Source organism: Comamonas serinivorans (assembly GCF_002158865.1).
In the GTDB taxonomy this organism is placed as follows: domain Bacteria; phylum Pseudomonadota; class Gammaproteobacteria; order Burkholderiales; family Burkholderiaceae_C; genus Comamonas_E; species Comamonas_E serinivorans.
Genome location: NZ_CP021455.1, coordinates 2,299,261 through 2,323,385, shown reverse-complemented (window position 1 = coordinate 2,323,385; position 24,125 = coordinate 2,299,261). Strand labels below are relative to the sequence as shown.

Below are 24,125 nucleotides of genomic sequence, written 5' to 3'. Positions count from 1 at the left end.
TTGTCCAAAAGATAGGTCGCCGCAGCGACATTTCCCTCAGTTCGTAGTCACGGAGACAACAGAGCATGGATGAGCCTAAGCTTACGATCGAAGAGCGGACAGCAATCAGCAATGGTCGCTGGTTTTCTGGACTTTCCCCCTCTCTGAGGCATGACATCCTGCGATGTGCGTACGTCAAGCGATTCAACGACGGCGACATGATCTACGCCCGTGGCGACGTGCCCGATGCCTGGCTGGGGTGTGCCCGCGGTGCCATCCGCGTGTGCTCGACCTCGATTTCCGGCCGCCAGGTCACGCTGACCTACATCGAACCGGGCATCTGGTTCGGCGACATCTCGCTGTTCGACAGCGACCACCGCAGCCACGACTGCTACGCCCACGGCCCGACCTCGGTGCTGTGCGTGTCGCGTGCCGACTTCAAGCGCCTGCTGGCCGAACACACCGAGCTGTACGAAGCGCTGCTGTGGATCGCCTCGCGCCGCTCGCGCCAGCTCTTCACGCTGCTGGAGGACCTGAACACCCTGCCGCTGCGCGCCCGCCTGTCCAAGCAACTGAGCAACCTGGCCCGCAGCTATGGCGTGCCGCTGAACGACAACGACGCGCATGTGCGCATCGGCCTGCAGCTGGCTCAAGAAGAGTTGGCGCAGCTCGTGGGCGCCTCGCGTCAGCGCGTGAACCAGGAGCTCAAGGCGCTGGAGCGCCAGGACATCATCAAGATCGAGCCCTCGGGCCTCATCGTGCGCGATCGTCAAGCCCTTGTCACGATCAGCGAAACCGTGGAATGAACGACGCTGGCGCTGCGCGCCAGTTTCGCACGCGACAAGCGCTGCGGCCTTCGGGTTGCGGCGCTTTTTGCATTCTATTTAACATCGCTGCATGGGCGCATCGGCCCCATGTACGCCATTTTCCTGACCTGCTGACCGCCAGCGTTCATGCTGGTCGCACGCCTTAAACCATTCACCATCCCGCAGAGGAGACACATGGAACAGTTGGACAACTACGTGGGCACCAAGCCCGTCGCCCCCGAGCACCAGATCGACCTCGACAAGCTGTCGGTCTGGATGAAGGCCCATGTGCCGGGCTTCGAGGGCCCGCTTTCCATGGAGATGTTCAAGGGTGGCCAGTCCAACCCCACCTACAAGCTCATCACCCCCAAGACGCGTTACGTGATGCGCTCCAAACCCGGCCCGGTGGCCAAGCTGCTGCCCTCGGCCCACGCCATCGAGCGCGAGTTCAACGTGATGAGCGGCCTGGCCGGCACCGACGTGCCCGTGCCGCGCATGTTCGGCCTGTGCGACGACGAGTCCTACATCGGCCGCGCGTTCTACATCATGGAGTTCAAGGACGGCCGCGTGCTGTGGGACCAGACCCTTCCGGGCCTGACCAACGCGCAGCGCGGTGAGATCTACGACCAGATGAACCAGACGCTGGCCAACCTGCACAAGGTGAACTACAAGCAGCAAGGCCTGGGCGACTACGGCCGGCCGGGCAACTACTTCGACCGCCAGATTTCGCGCTGGAGCAAGCAGTACACCGCGTCCATCACCACCCCCATCGACGAGATGGACAAGCTCATCGAGTGGCTGCCCAAGCACATGCCCGAGAGCGCCAAGCAGGACCTGACCAGCATCGTGCACGGCGATTTCCGCCTGGACAACATGATGTTCGCCGCCGAAGAGAACAAGGTCATCGCCGTGCTCGACTGGGAGCTGTCCACCCTGGGCCACCCGATTGCCGACTTCAGCTACCACTGCATGTCCTGGCGCACGCCGCACGAGCTCTCGCGCGGCATCGGCGGTGTGGACCTGAAGGCGCTGGGCATCCCCGACGAGCTGAGCTACATCCGCAAGTACTGCGAGCGCACCGGCTTCTTCACCGCCGAGGAGCTCTACAAGGACTGGGACTACTACATCGCCTTCAACATGTTCCGCATCGCGGCCATCCTGCAAGGCATCGCCAAGCGCGTGGAAGCCGGCACCGCTTCGAACGAGAACGCCAAGAAATCGGCGGCGCGTGCACGTCCCATGGCCGAGCTGGCCTGGAAGTTCGCCCAGGACGCCGGCGCGCACTGAGGTGCATCTGGGGGAGGCAGTATGATCCGCTTGCCGATTACTTGTCATCGGCGAACCGGCCATACTGCCATTCACACTCATCACCAGACGCCCCCACCCGCCGAGCCGGGCCGCACCAGCGATGTCCGCTGCGCGGCGTCTTCACGACCTTGCGGCCCCGATTCGGTTGTCGGCCGACATGCACTGCAGCGCCATCGCCAGCTGGAATGAGGCAGCTGGTCACCGGCGCGAAGGTCGAGATGCCGATCAAGCACGACGGCTGATCCCAAGCCACATTGTGCAACCGGCGCCATGGCGTCTTTTTTGGGGGTCCATGCCTTGGCGCCCATGGCTTCCCAGACCGCTGGTGCGGCATCTGCAGGCCACCCCAGGGTCTGACGCCGCTGGCCAGCACGCGCACGCTGCGCACCCCGCTGACGCAGCGCGCGTCCCCGCCGTCTGGCGCCAGGTGACAGCCTACCCGCGTCCGCTTCAACCGCTTGCCCTAAACTCCCCCGCCATGCAACAGCGCGACGCCATCAAGTTCTGCCGCGAGTGCGGCCATGCCGTGACCTACCGCGTGCCCGACGACGGCGACACACGCGAGCGCGCCGTGTGCCCCAACTGCGGCACTGTGCATTACGTGAACCCGCTCAACGTGGTGGGCACGGTGCCCTACTTTGGCGATCAGGTGCTGCTGTGCAAACGCGCCATTGCCCCGCGCGAGGGCTTCTGGACCCTGCCCGCCGGCTTCATGGAGCTGGGCGAAACCCTGGCCGAAGGGGCCCGGCGCGAAACCGATGAAGAGGCCGGCGCCCAGCTGACGCTGGGGCCGCTGTTCACCGTCATCAGCGTGCCGCAGGTGGGCCAGGTGCACAGCTTCTTCCTCGCCGAGCTGACGTCGCTGGACTTCGACCCCGGCGCTGAAACCGTGGAAGCGCGCATGTTCAAGCTCGACGACATCCCCTGGGACGAGCTCGCCTTCCTCACCGTGAGCCGAACCTTGAAGCTGTTCATCGAAGAGCGTCAACGCAGCCAGTTTGGCGTGCACTGTTTCGACATCCGCTTCCAACCCCGCAAGCCGGCTTGAAGGCCGACTTGCAGTATGCCGCCACGCCCGTCACGCAGATGACGCGCATCGCCCGTTACTCCCCCTGCTGATGCCCGTGCTCGTCCCGCGCTCATCCAGCGAGCTGGCCGATGCGCTGCAGCAGGCGCTGGGCCAGCTGCTGCCCGATGCCCGCCTGCAGCCCACGGCGTTGCCCGCCCAGGGTGGCACGCCCGCGTCCGACCTGGCCCTGTGGCTGATCGATCCGGCCAACATGCAGCGCCCGTTCGATGCCGAGGAAACGCGTCGCATCCTGCACGAGCCGCCGTACTGGTGCTTTTGCTGGGCCAGCGGCCTGGCCCTGGCGCGCTGGTTGCATGCCCACCCCGAGCAGGTGCGCGGCAAGCGCGTGCTGGACTTCGGGGCCGGCTCGGGCATCGCCGGCATTGCGGCAGCCCACGCTGGCGCGGCCGAGGTCATCGCCTGCGATCTGGACCCGCTGGCGCTGGCGGCCTGCCGCGCCAACGCCGCGCTCAACGGCGTGGCGCTGGGGGAGTCCAGCGACTTCTTCACGGCACCGGCGCAGGTCGACGTGCTGCTGGCGGCCGATGTGCTGTACGACCGCGAGAACCTGCCGCTGCTCGATGCATTTGTGGCCCGCGCCGATCACGTCATCGTGGCCGATTCGCGCGTGCGCGATTTCCGGCATGCGCGCTACCGGCGCACCGCCGTGCTGGACGCCTGCACCTGGCCCGACCTCGGCGAGCCCGACGAATTCCGGCACGTGAGCCTGTACGAATCCACGCGGGCCTGAGCGGGCGACGCCGCACGGTGGCCGGCCATGGCCTGCAGGCGGCGATGTGACCGGCGTCAGCCATCCGTGTCCGTCGCTGTCCATCAACACCACAGAACGTGGCCGAGGACTGGGCGCGTCGGCATGCCACATCCAGCCACGACGTCGGATTCATGCAGTATCACCGCACTGCCGTTTTCATGTCAACGGCAGCAGGGGCATACTGCATTCAACACTCAACTGCACAGTTCCGGAGCCAGGCGACCATAGGCTTGGATCATGGAGGCGTCGGGGGAGTTGGCCTGGAGCCGCGCCCTACCGCGCCTCGGCGGGCGGCTGGACGCGCCCCGTCCGCTCGCGGCGAGGGCAGCGCCGGCTGCGGGCTGCATCGCTCACGCCGGCCCGGTCAACATGCCCTCCAGGCAGTCGAGCAGGGTGTCCTTGCTGCCGGCCTCGGACCAGAACTGCTGCCACCCGCCCGCCTCGCCCTGCGCAGGGCCGGTGGCCCGCTCGCGCGCCGAGGCCGCGCTGAACAGGAACAGCATCATCAGGCGGATGCGCTGGTTGAGCTGCTGGCGCGGCACCGCGGGCAACAACGCCCGCAGCATGCCGATGCACTCGCGGTAGCCCAGGTCCAGGCCTTCCACGCCCTGCGTGAACGCGGCGTAGTGCTCCACCTGCAGCGCGTTCAGCAAGGCGCCATACCCCCGGGGCACGAGTTGCTCGCGCACCGCGCCATCGAATGGGTCGGCCAGCACCCGCAGCACGTCGCGCAGCGTGGGGGGCGAGCGCTTGCGCTTGAGCGCCGCCAGCTTGTGCAACCGCGCTTCGTCGAACTGGCGCGCGGCATCGGCGATCAGCTCACGCAGCAGGCCCTCTTTGCCCCCGAAGTGGTAGTGCAAGGCCCCGCCGCTGCGCTGGCCTGCGGCGGCCAGGATGTCGCGCACCGACACCTGCGCCACGCCTCGCTCGGCAAACAGCTGCAGCGCGACCTGCTTGAGGTGCTCGCGCGTTTCCAAGCCCTTGCCCGAGCCGGCGGCCGAAGCACTCGCCGACGCACCTGTCGGCGCACCCTGAACCACGCCGACCGACGCGTCCGCTGTCACATCGGCAGGCGCGCTGCCGCGTGGATCGGGGTCCGAATCTGTAGTTGAGGTGACATCGCGCATGGCATTCAATCGGTACAGTGACCCAATTAGGTCGATGTACCAATTAGACCTGAGAAATCCACCCGAACGAAACGGAGCGAGACATGACTGCACCCCACGCCGCCCCCAGCGGCTTCGCCAACGCGCTGAACTTTGCCGGCAAGACCGTGCTCGTTGTCGGCGGCAGCAGCGGCATCGGCAACGGCATCGCACACGCCTTCCGCGAGCTGGGTGCGGACGTGCACATCTGGGGCACGCGTGCCAGCGCGGCGGACTACTCCGCCGCCGAGGGTTCCGACATGACCGGCCTGACCTACACCCAGGTCGACGTGGCCAGCACCGCGGCGGTCGAGGCCGTGCAGCCCACCTTCAGCCAGCTGGACGTGCTGGTGCTGTCGCAGGGCACGGTGCGCTACGGCCGCGAGGAATTCACCATGCCGGGCTTCGACGTGGTGGTGCGCACCAACCTCGACTCGATGATGGCCTGCGCCGCCAAGTTCCACGCCATGCTGTCGGCCAGCCAGGGCTCGCTGATCACGGTCAGCTCGGTGGCGGGCTTCAAGTCCACCATGGGCAACCCTGCGTACTCCGCCTCCAAGCACGGCGTGGTGGGCTTGACGGCCTCGCTGGGCCAGGCCTGGGCGCGCGACGGCATCCGCGTGAACGGCATTGCCCCGGGTTTGGTCGACACCAAGCTGACCAAGGTCACCACCGACCACCCCGACCGCCTGGCCGCCACGCAACGCAAGATTCCCGTGCGCCGCCTGGGCACGCCGGCCGACATGGCGGGTGCGGCGCTGTTCCTGGCCTCGCCACTGTCGGCCTATGTGGTGGGCCGCACCCTCATCGTCGATGGCGGCCTGACCCTGTCCTGAACACTGCTCCATTTTTGAATGAGTATGGTGCCAATCCCGTTGTTGATGAAACGGCAATGTCACCATACCCTAAGCCAACCCTTCACCCCCTCATTCCTGGAGACACGCCATGAGCTGGTCCTTTGAAACCGATGCCGACTTCCAGGCACAACTCGACTGGATCGACGAGTTCGTGCGCACCAAGGTCGAGCCGCTGCAGTTCGTGCTGGGCAGCCCGTACGACGTGAAGAACCCGGCCAACATCAAGCTGGTGCGCCCGCTGCAGGACGAGGTCAAGCGCCGCGGCCTGTGGGCCTGCCACCTGGGCCCCGAACTGGGCGGCCAGGGCTACGGCCAGGTCAAGCTGGGGCTGATGAACGAAATCCTGGGCCGCGCGGCCTTCGCGCCCATCGTGTTCGGCTGCCAGGCCCCAGACAGCGGCAACGCCGAAATCCTGGCCCACTACGGCACGGCCGAGCAGAAAGAGCGCTGGCTCAAGCCGCTGCTGAACGGCGAGATCGTGTCGTGCTTTTCGATGACCGAGCCCCAGGGCGGCGCCGATCCGCTGATCTTCACCACCACCGCCGTGCGCGATGGCGATGAGTGGGTGATCAACGGCGAGAAGTGGTTCTCGTCCAACGTGCGCTTTGCCGATTTCTTCATCGTCATGGCCGTCAGCAACCCCGAAGCCTCGCCCTACCAGCGCCAGTCCATGGTCATCGTGCCCGCCGACACCCCGGGCATCGAGATCATCCGCAACGTGGGCTTTGGCGCCGAGCACGTGCCCACGCACGCCTACATCCGCTACACCAACGTGCGCGTGCCGGCCGACCACCTGCTGGGCGGCGAAGGCCAGGCCTTCGTGGTGGCACAGACGCGCCTGGGCGGCGGTCGCATCCACCACGCCATGCGCACCATCGGTCACGCCAAGGCGCTGTTCGACATGACCTGCGAGCGCGTGATCTCGCGCGAGACCAAGGGTCGCAACCTCTCGCAGCTGCAGATGGTGCAGGAGAAGATCGCCGATTCGTGGATCGAGCTGGAGCAGTTCCGCCTGCTGGTGCTGCGCACCGCCTGGCTGATCGACAAGCACCACGACTACAAGCTGGTGCGCAAGGACATCGCCGCCGTGAAGGCCGCCATGCCCAAGTTGCTGCACGACATCGCGGCGCGCGCGCTGCACCTGCACGGCTCCATCGGCGTGTCCAGCGAAATGCCGTTCGCCAAGGGCGTGATCGACTCCTTCTTCCTGGGCCTGGCCGACGGCCCGACCGAGGTCCACAAGGTGACCGTGGCCCGCGAGGTGCTGGGCGCCTACCAGCCCACGACGGACCTGTTCCCGTCCTACCACCTGCCCCGCCGCCGCGAACACGCCCAGGCCCTGTACGGCGACGCGCTGGAAGACCTGCAAGCCACCCTCTGAAAGACCACCATGAGCAATGCCACCGAACTCGACTGGCGCCAGTTGGCCGACCCCGAGCGCCTGCTGGCCTGGATGGACCGCCAAGGCCTGGGCGAAGGCCCGCTGGAGAACGTGCTGCAGCTGACCGGCGGCACGCAGAACCTGCTGCTGCGCTTTGAGCGCGCGGGCCGGGGCTACGTGCTGCGCCGCCCGCCGCTGCACCCGCGCATGGATGGCAACGCCATCATGCAGCGCGAGATCCGGGTGCTGGGCGCGCTGGCCGACACCGACGTGCCGCACCCGCGCCTGATCGCGGGTTGCCTGGACCCCGAGGTGATCGGCTGCATGTTCTACCTGATGGAGCCCATAGACGGCTTCAACGCCTCGGTGGGCATGCCCGCCTTGCACGCTGGCGACCCGGCCGTGCGCCACCGCATGGGCCTGGCCATTGCCGAAGGTGCAGCCGCGCTGGGGCGTGTGGACCTGGCCGCTGTGGGCCTGAGCGACTTTGGCAAGACCGAGGGCTTTCTGGAGCGTCAGGTGCCGCGCTGGCTCAAGCAGCTCGACAGCTACCGCGAGTACGCAGGCTGGCCCGGCCCCGATTCGCTGGGCGACGTGAAAGGCATTGCGGGCTGGCTGACGGAGCATCGCCCCACCAGCTTCCAACCCGGCCTCATGCACGGCGATTACCACATCGCCAACGTGATGTACCGCAACGACAGCCCCGAGCTGGCCGCCATCGTCGACTGGGAGTTGTGCACGGCTGGCGATCCGCTCATTGACGTGGGCTGGCTCATGGCCACCTGGGACGGCGTGTCGGCCTCGAGTCGGGTGCAGCCCTGGCACGGCTTTCCCACCCCGCAGGAGCTGGTGGAGCATTACGCGAAGTTCACCACGCGCGACCTGTCGCACCTGAAGTGGTATGCCGTGCTGGCCTGCTTCAAGCTGGGGCTGATCCTGGAAGGCTCGCACGCGCGCGCCTGCGCCGGCAAGGCCCCCAAGGACATCGGCGACCGCCTGCACGCCACCACGCAGGCCCTGCTCGCCCGCGCCAGCGGCTGGATCGACTCGCCGAACGCCATGCGGGTGTGAGGCCCGGGGGCAGGCTCAAGCCCCATGTCTTCAGATCCGGGCGACACCGTGCCGCTGCTCGGCAGCTTGAGGCCGGCAAACGCGTCGATCAGGTTGGCACCGTGGCCGAGTCCCGGGCGTGTCACCCCATGGACCACAGCTGGGGCTTGTGCGAATGGCGGCATCGGCCCAGCTTGCTTATGGTCGGCAGGCCCCCGCAAGGTGGGCCTTCATCTGCTTTTGCCTGACACCATGACACGTTTGCCTCACGCCTTGTCCTTTTCCCTTTCGCCTGTGATGCTCGCGGCCGCGCTCGCGCTGACGCCGGGCCTGGCCAGTGCCCAGGCCTTGAGCCCCGAGCAGATCCAGCAGCTGGGCCAACGCGCTCAGGCCGTACAACCCAAGATGGTGGCCTGGCGCCGCGACATCCACCAGCACCCCGAGCTGTCGGGCCAGGAGGTGCGCACGGCCAAGCTCGTGGCCGATCACCTGCGCGCGCTGGGACTGGAGGTCCGCACCGGCGTGGGCGGCACCGGCGTCGTCGGCCTGCTGCGCGGCGGCAAGCCCGGCAAGGTGGTGGCGCTGCGCGCCGACATGGACGCCCTGCCCGTGCTGGAACAGACCGGCCTGCCCTTCGCCTCCAAGGTCACGGCGAAGAATTTCGGCAAGGACTCGCCCGTGATGCACGCCTGCGGCCACGATGGCCACACCGCCATCCTGATGGGCGTGGCCGAGGTGCTGGCCGGCATGAAGGCCGAGATTCCGGGCACCGTGAAGTTCATCTTCCAGCCCGCCGAGGAAGGCCGCTCGGAAGACCCCAAGCACGAGCACGAGACCTTTGGCGCCAAGGCCATGATCGCCGACGGCGTGCTGGACAACCCCAAGGTGGACGCCATCTTCGGCCTGCACCTGGCACCGCGCCCGGCCCTCGGCGCCATCGGCTACCGCATTGGCTCGATGATGGCCGGCGCCGACGGCTTCAAGATCAACGTCACGGGCAAGCAGACCCACGGCTCGCAACCGTGGTCGGGCATCGACCCCATTGCCGCCTCGGCCCAGATCGTCAGCGGCCTGCAGACCGTGGTGAGCCGCCAGCTCGACATCACCAAGGCCCCGGCCGTCGTCACCATCGGCGCCATCAACGGCGGCAACCGCGAGAACATCATCCCCGACAAGGTCGAGATGCTGGGCACGCTGCGTACCTTCAACCAGGACATGCGCACGGATGCCAAGCAGCGCATCGCCCACATGGTGAGCACCATCGCCTCGGCCTCGGGCGCCACGGCCCAGGTCACGTTCAGCAACGTGGCCTACCCACCCACCGAGAACCCGGCCGAGCTGTCGGGCCACGCCGTGCCCGTGCTGCAAGCCGTGACCGGTGGCAAGGCCGAGGTGATCCCGCTGGTCAGTGGCTCGGAAGACTTCTCGGACTTTCAGCTGAAGGTGCCGGGCTTCTTCTTCATCCTGGGCGCACCGCCCAAGGACCGCACGCCCGCGCCCAACCACTCGCCCTTGTTCGATTTCGACGAGGCCGCCATGCCCACGGGCGCCCAGGCCCTGTCGGCGCTGGCGCTGGATCAGCTGACGCGCCTGGCCTCGGCGCGCTGAGTACGCCGCTGCAGCGGGCGGCACCCCGTCTCGCTGCTCGGGGCGGGCGCGCCATCGCCGACCCGCCCATCCTTGGCCTGTGGCGGCAGGCCATGCCGCACCAGACCCCTGAACTGGCTTGCATCCAACCCTGCAGGCCGCCAGAGTCAGGCAAATCAAACCAAGGTCGATCCAGTATCCACCCAGTCTCGATGCAAAAAAAACGGGAACCGGGTCATACTGCCCCTCACATCAATATCGCCCGGCACGAGGCAGCCGACATGCCCTGGCACGGCACAGGACGGGGTGCAGGGCACATCCACCTCGAGGCCGTACACCTGCTTCGCCGATGCATTGTGATCGGCAGCTCAGCGCACGCCCCTCACATCCTGGCCCCCTCAGTGCCTGTGGCCGTGCTCCTTGGCATGGTCATGATCATGGTCGTGACCGGGCTCGGACGCGGGCGTTTGTGCCGCATTCGCAGCGTCGTGGCCGGATTCAGACGCTGAGGCGGCGGGCGCCGTCGCGTGCTCGCGATCGTGGCCGGGCTCCGACGCCGGCGTCGCGGGTTCCTTGGCGTGGTCGTGACCATCATCGAGGTCATGGTCATGGCCGTGCGAATGGCCGGCCTCGCCATGCGCATGCGTGCCGTGGGCATGCTCGTGCAACCCATGGCTGGCCACGGTCACCAGGCCAATGCCGATGGCCAGCCAGATCAGCTGCGCGCCGGTTTCGCGCGCCGACAGGCGCTTTTGCAGCTGCGGGATCAGATCGGCCAGCGCCACGTAGATGAAGCTGCTGCTGGCCAGCACCAGGAAGATCGGCAGCCACTGCGACAGGTGGTCCACCAACAGGTAACCCACCACGCCGCCCAATGCCGTCAAGCCCCCGGCCAGCGACACCTTCAGCAAGGCGGTGCGCCGGTCGCGCTTGCCCTGGGTCAGCACGGCCAGGTCGCCCATGTGGTGCGGCACCTCGTGTGCAAGCACCGCCACCGCGGCCACGGCACCCAGGTGCAGGTCGGCCATGAAGGCCGAGGCAATGAGCACGCCGTCGCCAAAGCAATGCACGCCGTCGCCGGTCAGGATGGACCAGGCGCCGCCGCCATGGCTGTGGCCCTTGCCATGCGCATGGCCGTGGGCGTGGGCATGTCCGCGCGCATGATCGTGTGCGTGTGCGTGTGCGTGTGCGTGTGCATGGGCATCGGCCTGGGGCTCGCCCTGCATGGCCTGATCCAGCGAGGGCATGCTGGGCGCGTGTTCATGGCCGTGGTGCCACAACTCGGCCTTGTCCAGCAGGAAGAAGAACACCAGGCCGATGAGCAAGGTGGTGAACAGCATCTGGGCGCTGATCTCAGACTCGAACGCCTCCGGCAGCAGGTGCATGAAGGCCGTGGCCAGCAACGCGCCCGCCGCCAGGCTCAGCATGTGCGCGGTGTAGCGCGACAGCGCCCCATAGCTGAGCAAGGCCGCCACCCAGACACTGCCCACGCCCGCCAACACCGTCCCCAGCACGATCGCCAACAACAACATCACTCGCTCCAGCCTTCAAGAGGTTGCGCGTCGGGCTGTGGTCCCGCCGCGTCAGGTGCCCGGCCAGCAGGCCATCGCCTGCGCCGCGTCGAGACACCGCAAAAAAAGGGCCTTCGGCCGCGCTGGATCGCGCATGTCGCCGTGAGCCCTGTTCACCGTGAAATCTTAGCGAAGCTGTCAACCCCCTCGGCCCCGAATCGTGCAGGCGCCGTCACCTGGGCGGCCTGAAGCCGACTCGAATCAGCCCCGCCCATGACGTGCCGCGCCGACTCGACGCTGCATTCTCTTAAAGGCATGTGCTGCGGCTGTGGCTGCTCGCAGCCCTTCAGACCCATGGATGGCCAGCACCCGGCCACACAACCGCGCCAAGTCTGCCGTCCTCGCAGCACAAACCTTCCGGGGAGCCCACGCTCCAGCACGGCCTGGATGTGCATCGCCAACCTCACCCTCGGCGATGTGACCGGCTGGGGGCAAAGCGCCTGACGCTGGTCTGCGAACGGCCAAATGCATGCCGTCTTTTCAAGCCAACGCCCGCGCCATCTGCCAGCGTGATGCCCAGCAGGCGCGAATCCGCCAGGGCTTGACCTGGCCACCAGCACCGTGACCGGCCCCCTTCGGCGTTCCGGCGCACGTCGATCGCCACATGGCACTTGGCCCGGGACGATGACCGCCGCACGCCTTGCTGCCCTGGATTCGCAATGCCCCGAAACGCGTTACCTGACGCCGGGGGCATCAAAACAGGCTGCCCTGCCGGGGCTGCGGCGGCTGCGCTGGGCGGGGCGACGGGACTTCGCGCGGTACATCGCCCTCCCCCCGCGGCGTGAACACCCCGCGTGCCGGCCAGGCGGTCAGCCGCATGTCGTCCTCTTGCGCGCGCTGGTTCAGACCGAGTTGTCGGCAGGCCCGCGCAAAGCGCTGGGCCAGCAGGTCAGCCCACAGGCCCTGGCCCTGCATGCGGCTGCCAAAGCGCGCGTCGTTCAGGCGGCCGCCGCGCAGGTCTTGCACGCGCGCCATCACGCGGGCCGCGCGGTCCGGGAAATGCGCGTGCAGCCAGTCCTGGAACACGTCCACCAACTCCCACGGCAGGCGCAGCACGGTGTAGAAGGCGCTACCGGCCCCGGCCTCGCGGGCAGCGGCCAGCACCTGCTCCATGTCGTCGTTCAGAAAAGGAATCTGCGGCGCCACGCTGACCCCGACCGGCACACCAGCCGCCGCCAGGGTGCGGATGGTGCGCAGCCGCCGCGCGGGCGACGCCGCGCGCGGCTCCAGCTTGCGGATCAGCGCGCCATCGAGGCTGGTGACGGTCACGTAGACGGAGGCCAGGCCCTGCGCCGCCATGGGGGCGATGAGGTCCAGGTCGCGCTCGACGGCGGCGCCCTTGGTGATGATGGAAAACGGGTGCCGCCGGGCGACCAGCCCCTCGAGCACGCGCCGCGTCAGGCCCAGCTCGCGCTCAATGGGCTGGTAGGCATCGGTCACCGTGCCAATGACCAAGGGCCTGGGCCGATACCGCGGCGAGTCCAGCTCGCGCGCCAGGCACTCGGCCACGTTGGTCTTGGCGACGATGCGGCGTTCGAAATCCAGCCCCGGTGACAGGCCCAGGTAGCTGTGGGTGGGGCGCGCAAAGCAGTAGATGCAGCCGTGCTCGCACCCGCGGTACGGGTTCAGGCTCTGGTCAAACGGCAGGTCGGGCGAGCGGTTGCGCGTGATGACGCTCTTGGCCCATTCGGCCGTCACCTCGGTGCGCCAGCTCACGGCCGGCCCCCAGAGGTCGGCATCCGCGTCCGCCACGGCCATGGCGCCTTCGTCCGAAAGCCTCTCGTTCAGGTCGCCGCCCTGGACGATGTCGGGGTCCGGGCCGCCCGCCGGACCGTCCTCACCGTCCACCACGCCGGCCTGCGGTGCGCTCGGCAGCCAGGCCAGGGGGGCCCAGCCATCGTCGACGGCCTCGGTGCGGGTCTGGGCAAACCGGTGCACCACGTTGCCCACGGCCCCCCGGCCTTTGAGAGGCGGCCCCGCCGCTTCGCGCCGCCCGCCACGTCCGGTCGCCGTACCACCGTGCGCATGCTGGTCCCCGTGCTCGGGCTCACGCCGCCAGGCAATTTCGTTGGGCAGCGGCTGGCGGCCACCGGCCCGTGGGATGGTCTCGCTGGTGTGGGGTGGCGATATCGCCATGCTCGCCTCCGTGGGTGACTGCGAGGCCATATTTTACTGTTATTTTATACAGTATCCAAGCAATTTCATGCCTCCATTCAACATGCGCCAACCGGCCCGCTCCATGGGAGCCTGCGAGCAAGGCTACCGGCTCGGTGGCTGGTGCCGATCAGGGACAGGAGGGCGTGACGCCTTGACGCAGGCCGGGGGTGTCTCCGGGCTCGGTGCGGTCATCCTGAGCCGTGCTCGCCCGGCATCGGGCCTGGCCGACAGGAGCATCATCCCGCGATGATGGCTTGGGGCTCCAGGAAGGACTCCAGGCCGAAGATGCCATTCTCACGGCCGAGGCCGGACAGTTTGAGGCCGCCGAAGGGCGCCAGCGGATCGGTCACGGTCCGGTTGATGAGCACGGTCCCGGCCTGAAGCTGCTGCACCACAGATCGGCTGCGGGCAGCGTCAGGTGAGAATACGTAGGCCTGCAGGCCATAGGCCGATTCGTTGGCCTGGGCGATGGCGTCGTCGTCGGTGTACGAGAGGGTGGAAAGCACGGGACCAAAGATTTCCTCGCGCGCGATGTCCATGTCGTTGCGCACTTGGGCGAAAACCGTGGGGCGCACGAAGTGACCCCGTGTCGCCGCCAGCGATCAGCGTCGCGCCTTGCTCGTCGCCAAGGCCCAACAGGATGTTGAAGACCTCCGCCGGCAAGCCGGCCGCGTGCAAAGCTTGCGCTGTCACGTCGGTCTGCCAGGGGATCAACTCGCAGGGTTTGTTCGTGGCCCAGATCGGCCCTGCCGTGCAGCAGATCGAGGCGGCAGAAGCACTGGTGAACGACCGCAGAGAGACGGGCTGGGTACGGCCCTGATGAGCCACACCCCCTTGCTGGGCACGTTCGCGCGGCGCTATCCCGAGGTGGTGCCGGCCTGCGGCCCAGTCACCTGGTCCCCAAGGACATGGTGCGTGTGCCGTTGACGCAGGAGGTGCCGCTGGTCATCGTCGGCTCCCCCGACTATCTGGCGCAGTGCGCCCCGCCGCGGACGGCGGTGAATCTGCTGCGCCATCGCTGCATCCAGACTCATCTGCCCAGCGGCGCACCGTCGTCCTGGCCCTTGCGTGTCAAAGGCCGGTCGGTAGAGATGGATGTGCCGGGCCCCCTGGTCTGCGATGCGCCCTTGCTCATGCGAGAGGCCGCGCGCAGCGGCACGGGCTTGGCGCAATTGGCTCGGTGGTATGTGGCCGATGACATCGCCAGGGGCACCCCTGCAGACCGTGCTGGACAGCTGTGCGCCGCAACTGCCGGGGCTCAGCCTGACTACGCGGGCCACCGTCATGTGCCTGCAGCGCTGCGGGCGCTGGTGGCCCTGGCCCACGAGCTGCGTGAGCAGGCCACAAGCTGGCACCCAGATTCTTGTATGGTTTTGTACCCGCAGCCCTGGCCGCTACATGCGGTCAGAAAACCCCTCGGACAGAACGCCGCGCCCTTGAACAATCGCGCCGTCATTTCGACAAGACCCTCCGAAGGATGCACACCATGACCACCACCCCAGACAAGGTTCTCTACACCGGCCGCACCCACACCACGGGCGGGCGCAGCGGCGCCGCGCGCAGCGACGACGGCCGCCTGGACATCACGCTCACGCGTTTCGGCACCACGGGCACCGGCACCAACCCCGAGCAGCTGTTCGCGGCCGGCTGGTCGGCCTGCTTCATGGGTGCGATGGCTCGTGCGGCCCAGGTCCAGGGCCTGCGCTTGCCCGCCGAGCTGGCCGTCGATGCCGAGGTCGACCTGGTCGAAGGGCACGAGGGCTTCAAGCTGGCGGCACGGCTCAAGGTCCACGTGCCCGGCGTGCCGCGGGACACCGCGCTGGCCATCGTCGAGGCCGCGCACCAGCTGTGCCCGTATTCCAAGGCCACGCGCGGCAACATCGCCGTCGCCCTGTCGGTCGCCTGACGCGTTGCAGATGCGCGCTTTCCTGCGACGGCTCTGGCCGGCCACGCTGCTGGCGCGCGTGACGCTGCTGGTGGTGCTGGGCATGGCGCTGGCCCAGCTGCTGACCTATGCCGCGATCCGCCACGAGCGCGGGCAGACGCTCATGAACCTCATGCTCAGTGGCGTGGAGCGCGACATCGCGAGTTCCGTCGCCATGCTGGACCGCTTGCCCGCCGACGAGCGGGCCGCCTGGTTCCCGCGCCTGGAGCGGCCCAACTACAGCTTCGCGCTGGAAGGCGCGGTCGACACGCCGCCGCCCACGGCGCCCGCGCTGGCCCGCTTCGCCGAGGTGGTGGCGCAGGCGCTGCAGCCGTTCCCGGTGCTGGCGATCGGACAGATCGGCCAGTCCGATGCCGTGCGCATGCAGCTGCGGCTCAGCGACGGCTCCATGCTCTACGTGCTGGCGCGCCGCATGCCCATGCCGGTGGCGGACTGGGTGACCTGGCTGCTGCTCGCGCAGCTGCTGGTGCTGGCGCTGTGCGCCTGGGCCGGCATGCGGCTGGTCACGCGCCCGCTGGCGCGGCTCGCGCAGGCGGCCGACCGGCTCGGCCCCGACCTGCGGCCGTCGCCGGTGGCCGAGGGCGGCCCCGCCGAGGTGGCGCAGGCCGCGCGCGCCTTCAACGCCATGCAGCGGCGCATCGCCGGCACCGTGCAGGAGCGCATGCAGATCCTGGCCGCCATCTCGCACGACCTGCAGACGCCGATCACGCGCATGCGCCTGCGCGTGGACCTGGCCGACGAGCTGCCCGATGCCGACAAATTCCGCGCCGACCTCGAGGCCATGCGCACGCTGGTGCAGGAGGGCGTGGGTTACGCGAAAACACTGCAGGGCATCGAGGAACCGCTGCGCCGGCTCGACCTGGACGCGCTGCTGCGCAGCCTCGTCAACGACTATGCCGACACCGGCCGCCCGGTCACGCTCACGGGCGAGGCCGGCATCGCCCTCGCCACGCGGCCGCAGGCGCTGCGCCGCATCCTGACCAACCTCGTCGACAACGCGCTCAAGTACGGCGAGCGCGCCGAGGTGGGTGTCCGGCTGGAAGACGGCGCCGTGCGGGTCGAGGTCTGCGACGCGGGCCCCGGCATCCCTGAGGACCAGCTGGCCGCCGTGCTGCAACCCTTCTACCGCCTGGAGGGCTCGCGCAACCGCGAGACCGGCGGCACCGGCCTGGGCCTGGCCATCGCACACCAGCTGGCGCTGTCGCTGGGCGGTGCGCTGGCCCTGCGCAACCGGCCCGGCGGCGGGCTCTCTGCCAGCCTGTGCCTGCCGACTTCCACGACCGAGAGCACCCGATGAACACCACCACGCCTGCCGCCGACCACCTGCTGCTGGTCGACGACGACCGCGAGATCCGCGACCTGGTCAGCGCCTACCTGCAGAAAAACGGCCTGCGCGTGACCACCGTGCCCACGGGCCGGCACATGCGCCAGGCGCTGGAGACCGCGGGGCCCTTCGACCTCGTCATCCTGGACCTCATGCTGCCCGGCGAGGACGGGCTCACGCTGTGCCGCGACCTGCGCGCCGGCAAGCACAAGTCATTGCCCATCATCATGCTCACCGCACGCGGCGACGAGGCCGACCGCGTGCTGGGCCTGGAGATGGGCGCCGACGACTACCTCGCCAAGCCCTTCGCCGCGCGCGAGCTGCTGGCCCGCGTGAAGTCGGTGCTGCGGCGCACGCGCATGCTGCCGCCCAACCTGCGCAGCACCGACGAGGCGCGCTTCCTGGCCTTCGGCGACTGGCGGCTGGACACGGTGGAGCGCGTGCTGCTGGACCGCGAGGGCACGGTGGTCTCGCTGAGCGGTGCGGAGTACCGGCTCTTGCGCGTGCTGGTGGACCACGCGCAGAAGGTGCTCACGCGCGACCAGATCCTCTTGATCACGCAGGGCCGCGAGGCCGAGCTGTTCGAGCGCTCGATCGACCTCATGGTCAGCCGTCTGCGCAAGTGCCTGGGCGACGACGCGCGCGAGCCGCGCTACATCAAGACCGTGCGCAGCGAGGGCTATGTGTTCGCGGTGCAGGTCGAGGCGCAGGACGCGTAGGGGCCGCCATGCGCAAGCTGCTGTTCTCCTTGTTCTTCCTGTTCGGCGGGCTGGCCTCCGAAGTCACCCAGTCCGCCGGACGGCCCTGCGCCGTGCCGTCGGCGAATTCCGCGCCGCCAGCGCGGCGGCGTGGCGGCTGAGCGCCATCCCTTCTCCTTCGCCTGCAACGCGCCGCCACCTTCGAGGTGGCGGCGTCGTTTGGGGGCCACTTTGTATGGCTCTGTATCCGGCCCGCGTTCGGCGACATGGACATGCATTTCCAGGGTGTCCATGACACATGCCACATACACCGCGGCGGTGTACTGGAGGCCAGCCGGCGCACAGCGCGCCGGCAACGTCCCAACCAACCGAAAGGCTTGCCATGCACACCGCAGACACCACCCCCCGCCGCCGCCAGTTCCTCGGCGGCGCCGCACTGACCCTCGCCAGCGCATCCTTCGCCAGCCTGCTGGCCGCGCCTGTCCGGGCCGCCACGGCAGGCGGCGCCACGGGCTTCGCGCCGCTCAAGACCATGGTTGCCGGCGACCTGCGCGTGGCCTACGCCGAGGCCGGCCCGGCCGACGGCCCGGTCGCCATCCTGCTGCACGGCTGGCCCTACGACATCCACGCCTTCGTCGACGTGGCGCCGCGCCTGGCGGCGGCGGGCTACCGCGTGATCGTGCCGTCCCTGCGCGGCTACGGCGGCACGCGCTTCCTGTCCGACGCCACGCCGCGCAACGGCCAGCAGGGCGCCGTGGCCCAGGACATCGTCGCGCTGATGGACGCGCTGGGCATCCGCCAGGCCGTGCTGGGCGCCTTCGACTGGGGCGCGCGCACGGCCTGCATCCTGGCCGCCGTCTGGCCCGAGCGCGTGGCCGGCCTGGTGTCCGTCAGCGGCTACCTGATCGGCAACCCGCAGGCCAACGCCAAGCCGCTGCCGCCGGCGGCCGAGTTCGCCTGGTGGTACCAGTCCTACTTCGCGACCGACCGCGGCCGCGACGGCTACGCCGCCAACCCGGTGGCCTTCAACCGCTTCATCTGGCAGCAGGCCTCGCCGCAGTGGCGCTTCGACGAGGCCACCTACCAGCGCAGCGCGCAGTCCTTCGACAACCCCGACCACGTGGCCATCGTGGTCCACAACTACCGCTGGCGCATCGGCCTTGTGGCGGGCGAATCGCGCTTCGACGCGCTGGAGCAGCGGCTGGCCCTGGCCCCGAACATTGCCGTGCCCACCATCACGATGGAGGGCGATGCCAACGGCGCGCCGCATCCCGACCCGGCCGTCTATGCGAAGAAGTTCAGCGGTCGTTACCAGCACCGCAACCTCGATGGCGGCATCGGCCACAACCTGCCGCAGGAGGCGCCGGCCGCGTTCGCGCAGGCGGTGATCGACGTCACGCGGCTCTGAGCCACCGCATCGCCTGGAGCTGCCATGTCCCTCGCCATCCTTGCCTTCGTCGCCGGCATGCTGACCGTGCTGAGCCCCTGCATCCTGCCGGTGCTGCCCTTCGTCTTCGCGCGGCACGACCGGCCCTTCGTGCAGGGCCAGCTGCCCTTGCTGGCCGGCCTGGCGACCAGCTTCGCGCTCGTCGCCTCGCTGGGCGCCGTGGCAGGCGCCTGGGCCGTGCAACTGAATCTCGTGGGCCGCTGGATCGCGCTGGCGGCGCTGGCCCTGTTCGCAGCCTCGCTGCTGTGGCCACGGCTGGCCGCCTGGTGGAGCGCGCCGCTGGTGCGGGCCGGTGAGCGCCTGGCCGCCACGCAGGACGGCCGCAGCTGGCGCGGCTCCCTGCTGCTGGGCCTGGCCACGGGCCTGGTCTGGACGCCTTGCGCCGGTCCGGTGCTGGGCCTGGTCCTGTCCACGGCTGCGCTGGCGGGTCCCGGCGCCAGCACCAGCTGGCTGCTGCTGTCCTACGGTGCCGGCGCGGCCGTTGCGCTGGGCCTGGCGTTGCGCCTGGGGGCCCGGCCGCTGGCGGCGTTGAAGGCCCGGCTGCTGCCCGGTGCGGCCGGCCGCGTGGCAGGTGCCGCCATGCTGGCCGCGGTGGCAGCCGTCGCGGCGGGCCTGGACACGGCCCTGCTGGCGCGGTTCACGGCGCCCGGTGCGGCGAGCCTGGAGGCCGGGCTGCTGCAGCGTGTATTGCCGAATGCCGAAGCTGCGCAACTCCAGCCCAGCCGCTTGCCTGTCGAATCCACGCGCGCCAATCTGGACGGCGGCACGCAGTGGCTGAACGGGGCCCCGCAGTCCATCCCCGCACTGCGCGGCAAGGTCGTGCTCGTGAACTTCTGGACCTACTCCTGCGTGAACTGCCTGCGCACGCTGCCCTATGTGAAGGCCTGGGCGCAGAAGTACGCCGACCGCGGCCTGGTCGTGGTGGGCGTGCACACGCCCGAGTTCGCGTTCGAGAAGGACAGCGGCCACGTGCAGCGTGCGCTGCGCGACCTGCAGATCGGCTACCCCGTGGTGCAGGACAACGACTACCGCATCTGGCGCAACTTCAGCAACCAGTACTGGCCCGCGCTGTACTTCATCGATGCGCAGGGGCGTGTGCGGCATCACCAGTTCGGCGAGGGCGGCTACGCGGCCTCCGAGCGCGTGATCGAGGAGCTGCTGCGCGAAGCGGGCAGCCCGGCCGCTGACAGCGCCGCGCCCGAGGTGCAGCCCGACACGCGCGGCCCGGGCCTGGCCGCCGATGCCGCGACGCTGCGCAGCCCCGAGACCTACCTGGGCTACGAGAAGGGCAGCGCGCCGCGCGTGGCCGGCCGCATCGTGGCCGATCAGCCGGCACCCTACCAACCGGCCGCGCTGCAGACCAACAGCTGGTCGCTGGCCGGTACCTGGACGCTGCGGCCCGAGTACGTCGAAGGCGCAGAGGCCGGCGGTCGCCTGGCGGTGCGCTTCCAGGCGCGCGACGCCAACCTGGTGCTGGGCAAGGGCGATGCGGCGGGCCCGCTGCGCTTTCGCCTGACGCTGGACGGCCAGCCACCGGGCGCGGACCACGGTACCGACGTGGATGCCGAGGGCAACGGCGTCGTCGACGCCACGCGCCTGTACCAGCTGGTGCGCCAGGGCGGCGCGGTCAAGGCCCGCACGGTGGAGATCCGCTTCCTCGACCCGGGTGCGCGCGCTTACGCGTTCACGTTCGGCTGACCAACGACAGACCTCGCTCAGCGCCACGCCAACGGCGCCTGCGGCAAGCCGCCAATCCTCGCCCACCAGCCCCAAGACCCGCATGTGCTGCTGCTGGCCGATGCGCCGCCGCACCTGGACGATGGCCCGCTCCATGCACGGTCTCCCGACAGGGACCGCTGGACGGGTCGTGGACCTGGACATGGGTCAGGAACACGAAGCGTCCACCGGTGTATTGCGCGATCTGGCGCTGGATGTACTCGCCCTGCTTAGCCAGCCCGCTGGCCCCACGCCGAACACCTTGATGCCCTCGCCAAGCGCCGCGACCAGGCTGCCGTGCCGCGCGAGCACCTGGATCGCTCTCAGGGCGCACGCACAGGCACCCGGCTTTTGGGGCGCCGATCACCTCGAGCTGACCCCGGCTATCCCCGGCGCCTTGCCAACTGCTCGGTGGCCAGGAATCGGGTCTTCAGCGTCCGCATCGCTTCGGTGTTGGTTGGAGCACCATTGGACAGCAGTATCCAGCCCTTACCGTTCACCTGAAAACGGCAATCCATCCATACCCCACCTCATCGAAACATGGCCGACGGCGGCACGCCAAAGTGGCGCCGGAACATGGCCGAGAACGCGCTCTGGCTGGCGTAGCCGCAGTCGAAGGCGATGTCGATGATGCGGGCGCCGCTGGCAATCTGCCGCAGCGCGAACACCAACCGGGCCTGCTCGCGCCATTGCGCGAAAGTCATGCCCGTCTCCTGCACAAACAGGCGGTGCACGGTCTTGGCGGTGATGCCCAGCCGTGCCGCCCATTGCTCGGCCGTGTCGGCGTTGGCGATGTCGGCCATCAGGCCTTCGCAGATCTGGCGGATGCGCGCATCGACCGGCACCGGCAGGTGCAGCGGCAGCACGTCGGAAACGGCGATCTCCTCGACCAGCAGCCGCATGAGCAGGCGCTCGCGCAGCGTGTTCTGCCGCTGCTGCGAGGTCGCCACCGTGGCCACGATGAGTTCGCGCAGCAGCGGCGACACGTGCAGCACGCCCGTGGCCACCGGCAGCCCGCGCACGCGGCTGGCATCGATGTAGACGGTGCGCATCTGCACGGCGCCGGCCATGCGCACCTCGTGCAGCACGCCCTCAGCCAGCCACAGCGCGCGGTTGGGCGGCACCACCCAGGCCCCCGCGTCGGACTGCACCAGCATGACCCCGGCAATCGCATACAGCAGCTGGCCGCGCGAGTGGGTGTGCCAGCCCGTCGAGGTGCCGTCGGCCCAGTTGCTCTCCATCGCCATCAGGGGCCGCTCGTCGTACAGGTGGCGGTTCTTGTCCCGAATGACCGGCTCCTGCGGGCTGAGCGGCGACGGCAAGGTTTGCGAAGGGCGGGTGGTCATGTCCCAAATTCTACGGTTGGGGTCATTGAACCGCGATACAGACGCCCCGACAACGCCTAACCTTGCGCCCGTCACCTGCGATTGGGGCTGTGCCGGCCAGCCCCGCCGCAGGCGATGTCCGCCCGGCGGCTCTGTGCCATGCCGGGTGGCTTGTTCCTCTCTTTCAGACTTTGACGACCATGTCCCCGCCCTCCCTGACCGCCACGGCAGATGCCGGCGCCACGGCGCAGGCCGCTGCCGCGCCGCAGCCCGTGCCCACCTCCTCCACACCGCTTTCGGCCCAGACCATGGTGCTGCCCGTGGTGGGGGCCGCCGCCCTGGCGCACTTGCTCAACGACCTGATCCAGGCCGTGCTGCCGGCCCTCTACCCCATGCTGAAGACGCAGTACAGCCTCAGCTTCGCGCAGATCGGCTGGATTTCGCTGATCTACCAGGTCACCGCCTCGCTGCTGCAGCCCTGGATCGGCCTGTTCACCGACAAGCGCCCCATGCCCTACCTGCTGCCCGCCGGCATGGGCGTGACCTTCGTGGGCGTGCTGCTGCTCGCCGTCTCGACCACCTACCCCATGCTGCTGCTGGCGGCAGCGCTGGTGGGCGTGGGCTCGTCCACCTTCCACCCCGAAGCCTCGCGCGTGGCGCGCATGGCCTCGGGCGGCCGCTTCGGCACGGCGCAATCGTGCTTCCAAGTCGGCGGCAACGCCGGCTCGGCCCTCGGCCCCTTGCTGGCGGCGGCCGTTGTGGTGCCGCGCGGTCAGACCGCCATCGCCTGGTTCCTGATCGTGGTGGTGTTCGCCATCGTGGTGCTGCTGCGCATCACGGGCTGGACGGTGCGCCACACCCAGGCCAAATCGGTCGCCCGCCAAGCGCCGCCGCCCAAGCTGGACATGCGCACGGTGACGCGCGCCCTGGCCGTGATCGCCATCCTCATGTTCGCGAAATTCGTCTACGTGGCCTCGTTCTCGAACTACTTCACCTTCTACCTGATCGAGCGCTTCGGCGTGTCGCTGCAGGACGCCCAGCTCTACCTGTTCGCCTTCCTGGCCGCGGTGGCCGCGGGCACCTTCGCAGGCGGCCCCGTCGGCGACCGGATCGGGCGCAAGGCCGTGATCTGGGTGTCGTTCCTGGGCGTGGCGCCGTTTGCGCTGATGCTGCCGCACGCCAACCTGTTCTGGACGGCTGTGCTCTCCATCGTCATCGGCCTGGTGATGTCGTCGGCGTTCGCCGCCCTGGTCGTCTACGCGCAGGAAACCGTGCCGGGCCGCGTGGGCATGGTGGGTGGCCTGATGTTCGGCCTGATGTTCGGCATCAGCGGCGTTGCGGCCGCGGGCCTGGGCCAGCTGGCCGACACCCACGGCATCGTCTGGGTCTACCAGCTGGTGGCCTTCATGCCCTTGCTGGGCCTGGTGACGGCCTTCCTGCCCGGCAAACGACGCGCCTTCGTCTGAGCGGAGGGTTGCCTGGCTGGCGAACGGCTGGGCCCAGGTGATGGCCTGCGGCTCTGGCTCTGGCGCCAGCCCGGCCTGAGCGCGGCGGGCGTGCGGCGCATGAGGTTCAGCCCCGCTGCGGCAGGCCGGCACGGCAGCACGGCGACTTTCAACGACGTGCTCCGGCGCTCGGACCGCGCAGCCCGGCGACCAGGACACGGGGTTCACCGTCAGGTGACTCACCCAAGTGGCCTTCAGACTTTCACATCGCAACGGCCTTGCCAAACAACGTGCCGGGGTAGCGCCGTGGCGTGCCGTCCCTGCCTTTCTCATAACGATGCGCCTTCTCGATCAGAGGGCATCGCATGCGGCACAATCGCGCGCCACGGGCTGAGGCGGGCCGCCTCCAACGCCAGGCCCATGCGTCCCCGCTGACGCAGCGCAGTATGCACGCCAAACCGATCATGTGTAATCGGCATACGCACCATACTTCACATTCCTCGACAACCATCGGGCAGCACGCCGCTCGGCGCGCTGCCCTTT

At 69.0% G+C, this 24,125-nt stretch carries 20 protein-coding genes and 2 pseudogenes; 17 read left to right on the top strand and 5 right to left on the bottom strand.

Going from position 1 to position 24,125, the window contains the following annotated elements; all coding sequences use genetic code 11:
• Positions 1-65 precede the first annotated feature (65 nt).
• From CCO03_RS09920 to CCO03_RS09905, 4 genes are all read left to right on the top strand, one after another.
• Positions 66-785 carry a Crp/Fnr family transcriptional regulator gene (locus tag CCO03_RS09920; protein ID WP_087280539.1) on the top strand — a complete coding sequence of 240 codons (720 nt, stop codon included), beginning with the start codon at positions 66-68 and terminating at the stop codon, positions 783-785.
• A 195-nt stretch (positions 786-980) separates the two neighbouring features.
• Positions 981-2,072 carry a phosphotransferase family protein gene (locus tag CCO03_RS09915; RefSeq protein WP_087280536.1) on the top strand — a complete coding sequence of 364 codons (1,092 nt, stop codon included), beginning with the start codon at positions 981-983 and terminating at the stop codon, positions 2,070-2,072.
• A gap of 499 nt (positions 2,073-2,571) precedes the next feature.
• Complete coding sequence (locus CCO03_RS09910; RefSeq protein WP_087280533.1) at positions 2,572-3,141, top strand: NUDIX hydrolase; 570 nt, start codon at positions 2,572-2,574, stop codon at positions 3,139-3,141.
• A 70-nt stretch (positions 3,142-3,211) separates the two neighbouring features.
• On the top strand, positions 3,212-3,913 hold the full coding sequence (locus tag CCO03_RS09905; RefSeq protein WP_087280531.1) for a class I SAM-dependent methyltransferase: 702 nt from the start codon (positions 3,212-3,214) through the stop codon (positions 3,911-3,913).
• A gap of 371 nt (positions 3,914-4,284) precedes the next feature.
• Here the strand turns inward: CCO03_RS09905 and CCO03_RS09900 are convergent, their stop codons facing one another.
• Positions 4,285-5,061 (bottom strand): TetR/AcrR family transcriptional regulator, encoded by a 777-nt coding sequence (locus CCO03_RS09900; protein WP_087280528.1) that lies wholly within the window; start codon positions 5,059-5,061, stop codon positions 4,285-4,287.
• Between the two features lie 83 nt (positions 5,062-5,144).
• Between CCO03_RS09900 and CCO03_RS09895 the strand changes: the two genes are divergently transcribed.
• The 4 genes from CCO03_RS09895 (at position 5,145) to CCO03_RS09880 (ending at position 9,975) form a co-directional block, all read left to right on the top strand.
• Positions 5,145-5,915, top strand: coding sequence for an SDR family NAD(P)-dependent oxidoreductase (locus CCO03_RS09895; RefSeq protein ID WP_087280525.1), 771 nt, complete (start codon positions 5,145-5,147; stop codon positions 5,913-5,915).
• A gap of 109 nt (positions 5,916-6,024) precedes the next feature.
• Positions 6,025-7,317, top strand: a complete 1,293-nt coding sequence (locus CCO03_RS09890) for an acyl-CoA dehydrogenase family protein (protein ID WP_087280523.1) — start codon at positions 6,025-6,027, stop codon at positions 7,315-7,317.
• 9 nt (positions 7,318-7,326) lie between these two features.
• Positions 7,327-8,388, top strand: a complete 1,062-nt coding sequence (locus CCO03_RS09885; RefSeq protein WP_087280520.1) for a phosphotransferase family protein — start codon at positions 7,327-7,329, stop codon at positions 8,386-8,388.
• 231 nt (positions 8,389-8,619) lie between these two features.
• Positions 8,620-9,975 (top strand): amidohydrolase, encoded by a 1,356-nt coding sequence (locus CCO03_RS09880; protein WP_087280518.1) that lies wholly within the window; start codon positions 8,620-8,622, stop codon positions 9,973-9,975.
• A 635-nt stretch (positions 9,976-10,610) separates the two neighbouring features.
• Here the strand turns inward: CCO03_RS09880 and CCO03_RS09875 are convergent.
• The 3 genes and pseudogenes from CCO03_RS09875 to CCO03_RS09865 form a co-directional block, all read right to left on the bottom strand.
• Positions 10,611-11,486 (bottom strand): annotated as a pseudogene (locus CCO03_RS09875) (ZIP family metal transporter); the annotation flags it as partial.
• Between the two features lie 732 nt (positions 11,487-12,218).
• Positions 12,219-13,661 carry a PA0069 family radical SAM protein gene (locus CCO03_RS09870; RefSeq protein ID WP_087284518.1) on the bottom strand — a complete coding sequence of 481 codons (1,443 nt, stop codon included), beginning with the start codon at positions 13,659-13,661 and terminating at the stop codon, positions 12,219-12,221.
• A 257-nt stretch (positions 13,662-13,918) separates the two neighbouring features.
• Positions 13,919-14,309: pseudogene (locus CCO03_RS09865) on the bottom strand (aldehyde dehydrogenase family protein); the annotation flags it as partial.
• Between the two features lie 13 nt (positions 14,310-14,322).
• Here CCO03_RS09865 and CCO03_RS19735 point away from each other — a divergent pair.
• The 8 genes from CCO03_RS19735 to CCO03_RS09835 all read left to right on the top strand — a co-directional run bounded on the left by CCO03_RS19735 (position 14,323) and on the right by CCO03_RS09835 (position 20,794).
• Positions 14,323-14,502, top strand: a complete 180-nt coding sequence (locus tag CCO03_RS19735) for a hypothetical protein (protein ID WP_157667619.1) — start codon at positions 14,323-14,325, stop codon at positions 14,500-14,502.
• 88 nt (positions 14,503-14,590) lie between these two features.
• Positions 14,591-15,172: a LysR substrate-binding domain-containing protein gene (locus tag CCO03_RS20750; RefSeq protein ID WP_087280512.1), complete on the top strand. Its 582-nt coding sequence runs from the start codon at positions 14,591-14,593 to the stop codon at positions 15,170-15,172.
• Positions 15,169-15,588: an Ohr family peroxiredoxin gene (locus CCO03_RS09855; protein ID WP_087284512.1), complete on the top strand. Its 420-nt coding sequence runs from the start codon at positions 15,169-15,171 to the stop codon at positions 15,586-15,588. Before CCO03_RS20750 ends, CCO03_RS09855 begins: the two co-directional genes overlap by 4 nt.
• 10 nt (positions 15,589-15,598) lie before the next feature.
• Positions 15,599-16,924, top strand: coding sequence for an ATP-binding protein (locus tag CCO03_RS09850; protein WP_087284515.1), 1,326 nt, complete (start codon positions 15,599-15,601; stop codon positions 16,922-16,924).
• The gene (locus CCO03_RS09845) at positions 16,921-17,670 is read left to right on the top strand and encodes a response regulator (protein WP_087280509.1); all 750 of its coding nucleotides are present in this window, start codon (positions 16,921-16,923) and stop codon (positions 17,668-17,670) included. Before CCO03_RS09850 ends, CCO03_RS09845 begins: the two co-directional genes overlap by 4 nt.
• An 8-nt stretch (positions 17,671-17,678) precedes the next feature.
• Complete coding sequence (locus CCO03_RS20595; protein WP_257789713.1) at positions 17,679-17,810, top strand: hypothetical protein; 132 nt, start codon at positions 17,679-17,681, stop codon at positions 17,808-17,810.
• 221 nt (positions 17,811-18,031) lie between these two features.
• Positions 18,032-19,057, top strand: a complete 1,026-nt coding sequence (locus tag CCO03_RS09840) for an alpha/beta fold hydrolase (protein ID WP_087280506.1) — start codon at positions 18,032-18,034, stop codon at positions 19,055-19,057.
• Positions 19,058-19,081: 24 nt separating this feature from the next.
• Complete coding sequence (locus CCO03_RS09835) at positions 19,082-20,794, top strand: cytochrome c biogenesis protein DipZ (RefSeq protein WP_087280504.1); 1,713 nt, start codon at positions 19,082-19,084, stop codon at positions 20,792-20,794.
• Positions 20,795-21,342: 548 nt separating this feature from the next.
• Here CCO03_RS09835 and CCO03_RS09830 read toward each other — a convergent pair.
• The gene (locus CCO03_RS09830) at positions 21,343-22,158 is read right to left on the bottom strand and encodes an AraC family transcriptional regulator (RefSeq protein ID WP_087280501.1); all 816 of its coding nucleotides are present in this window, start codon (positions 22,156-22,158) and stop codon (positions 21,343-21,345) included.
• A gap of 179 nt (positions 22,159-22,337) precedes the next feature.
• Here CCO03_RS09830 and CCO03_RS09825 point away from each other — a divergent pair, with 179 nt between their 5' ends.
• Complete coding sequence (locus tag CCO03_RS09825) at positions 22,338-23,603, top strand: MFS transporter (RefSeq protein WP_087280496.1); 1,266 nt, start codon at positions 22,338-22,340, stop codon at positions 23,601-23,603.
• The last annotated feature ends 522 nt before the right edge of the window (positions 23,604-24,125 follow it).

Excerpts from the sequence above, each read along its gene's own strand:
- CCO03_RS19735 (WP_157667619.1), top strand. The coding sequence starts at position 14,323 with ATGTTGAAGACCTCCGCCGGCAAGCCGGCCGCGTGCAAAGCTTGCGCT.
- CCO03_RS09895 (WP_087280525.1), top strand. The coding sequence starts at position 5,145 with ATGACTGCACCCCACGCCGCCCCCAGCGGCTTCGCCAACGCGCTGAAC.
- CCO03_RS09880 (WP_087280518.1), top strand. The coding sequence starts at position 8,620 with ATGACACGTTTGCCTCACGCCTTGTCCTTTTCCCTTTCGCCTGTGATG.
- CCO03_RS09835 (WP_087280504.1), top strand. The coding sequence starts at position 19,082 with ATGTCCCTCGCCATCCTTGCCTTCGTCGCCGGCATGCTGACCGTGCTG.
- CCO03_RS09900 (WP_087280528.1), bottom strand. The coding sequence starts at position 5,061 with ATGCGCGATGTCACCTCAACTACAGATTCGGACCCCGATCCACGCGGC.
- CCO03_RS09920 (WP_087280539.1), top strand. The coding sequence starts at position 66 with ATGGATGAGCCTAAGCTTACGATCGAAGAGCGGACAGCAATCAGCAAT.
- CCO03_RS20750 (WP_087280512.1), top strand. The coding sequence starts at position 14,591 with ATGGTGCGTGTGCCGTTGACGCAGGAGGTGCCGCTGGTCATCGTCGGC.
- CCO03_RS09855 (WP_087284512.1), top strand. The coding sequence starts at position 15,169 with ATGACCACCACCCCAGACAAGGTTCTCTACACCGGCCGCACCCACACC.
- CCO03_RS09905 (WP_087280531.1), top strand. The coding sequence starts at position 3,212 with ATGCCCGTGCTCGTCCCGCGCTCATCCAGCGAGCTGGCCGATGCGCTG.
- CCO03_RS09825 (WP_087280496.1), top strand. The coding sequence starts at position 22,338 with ATGTCCCCGCCCTCCCTGACCGCCACGGCAGATGCCGGCGCCACGGCG.
- CCO03_RS09845 (WP_087280509.1), top strand. The coding sequence starts at position 16,921 with ATGAACACCACCACGCCTGCCGCCGACCACCTGCTGCTGGTCGACGAC.
- CCO03_RS20595 (WP_257789713.1), top strand. The coding sequence starts at position 17,679 with ATGCGCAAGCTGCTGTTCTCCTTGTTCTTCCTGTTCGGCGGGCTGGCC.
- CCO03_RS09830 (WP_087280501.1), bottom strand. The coding sequence starts at position 22,158 with ATGACCACCCGCCCTTCGCAAACCTTGCCGTCGCCGCTCAGCCCGCAG.
- CCO03_RS09890 (WP_087280523.1), top strand. The coding sequence starts at position 6,025 with ATGAGCTGGTCCTTTGAAACCGATGCCGACTTCCAGGCACAACTCGAC.
- CCO03_RS09850 (WP_087284515.1), top strand. The coding sequence starts at position 15,599 with ATGCGCGCTTTCCTGCGACGGCTCTGGCCGGCCACGCTGCTGGCGCGC.
- CCO03_RS09885 (WP_087280520.1), top strand. The coding sequence starts at position 7,327 with ATGAGCAATGCCACCGAACTCGACTGGCGCCAGTTGGCCGACCCCGAG.
- CCO03_RS09910 (WP_087280533.1), top strand. The coding sequence starts at position 2,572 with ATGCAACAGCGCGACGCCATCAAGTTCTGCCGCGAGTGCGGCCATGCC.
- CCO03_RS09840 (WP_087280506.1), top strand. The coding sequence starts at position 18,032 with ATGCACACCGCAGACACCACCCCCCGCCGCCGCCAGTTCCTCGGCGGC.
- CCO03_RS09870 (WP_087284518.1), bottom strand. The coding sequence starts at position 13,661 with ATGGCGATATCGCCACCCCACACCAGCGAGACCATCCCACGGGCCGGT.
- CCO03_RS09915 (WP_087280536.1), top strand. The coding sequence starts at position 981 with ATGGAACAGTTGGACAACTACGTGGGCACCAAGCCCGTCGCCCCCGAG.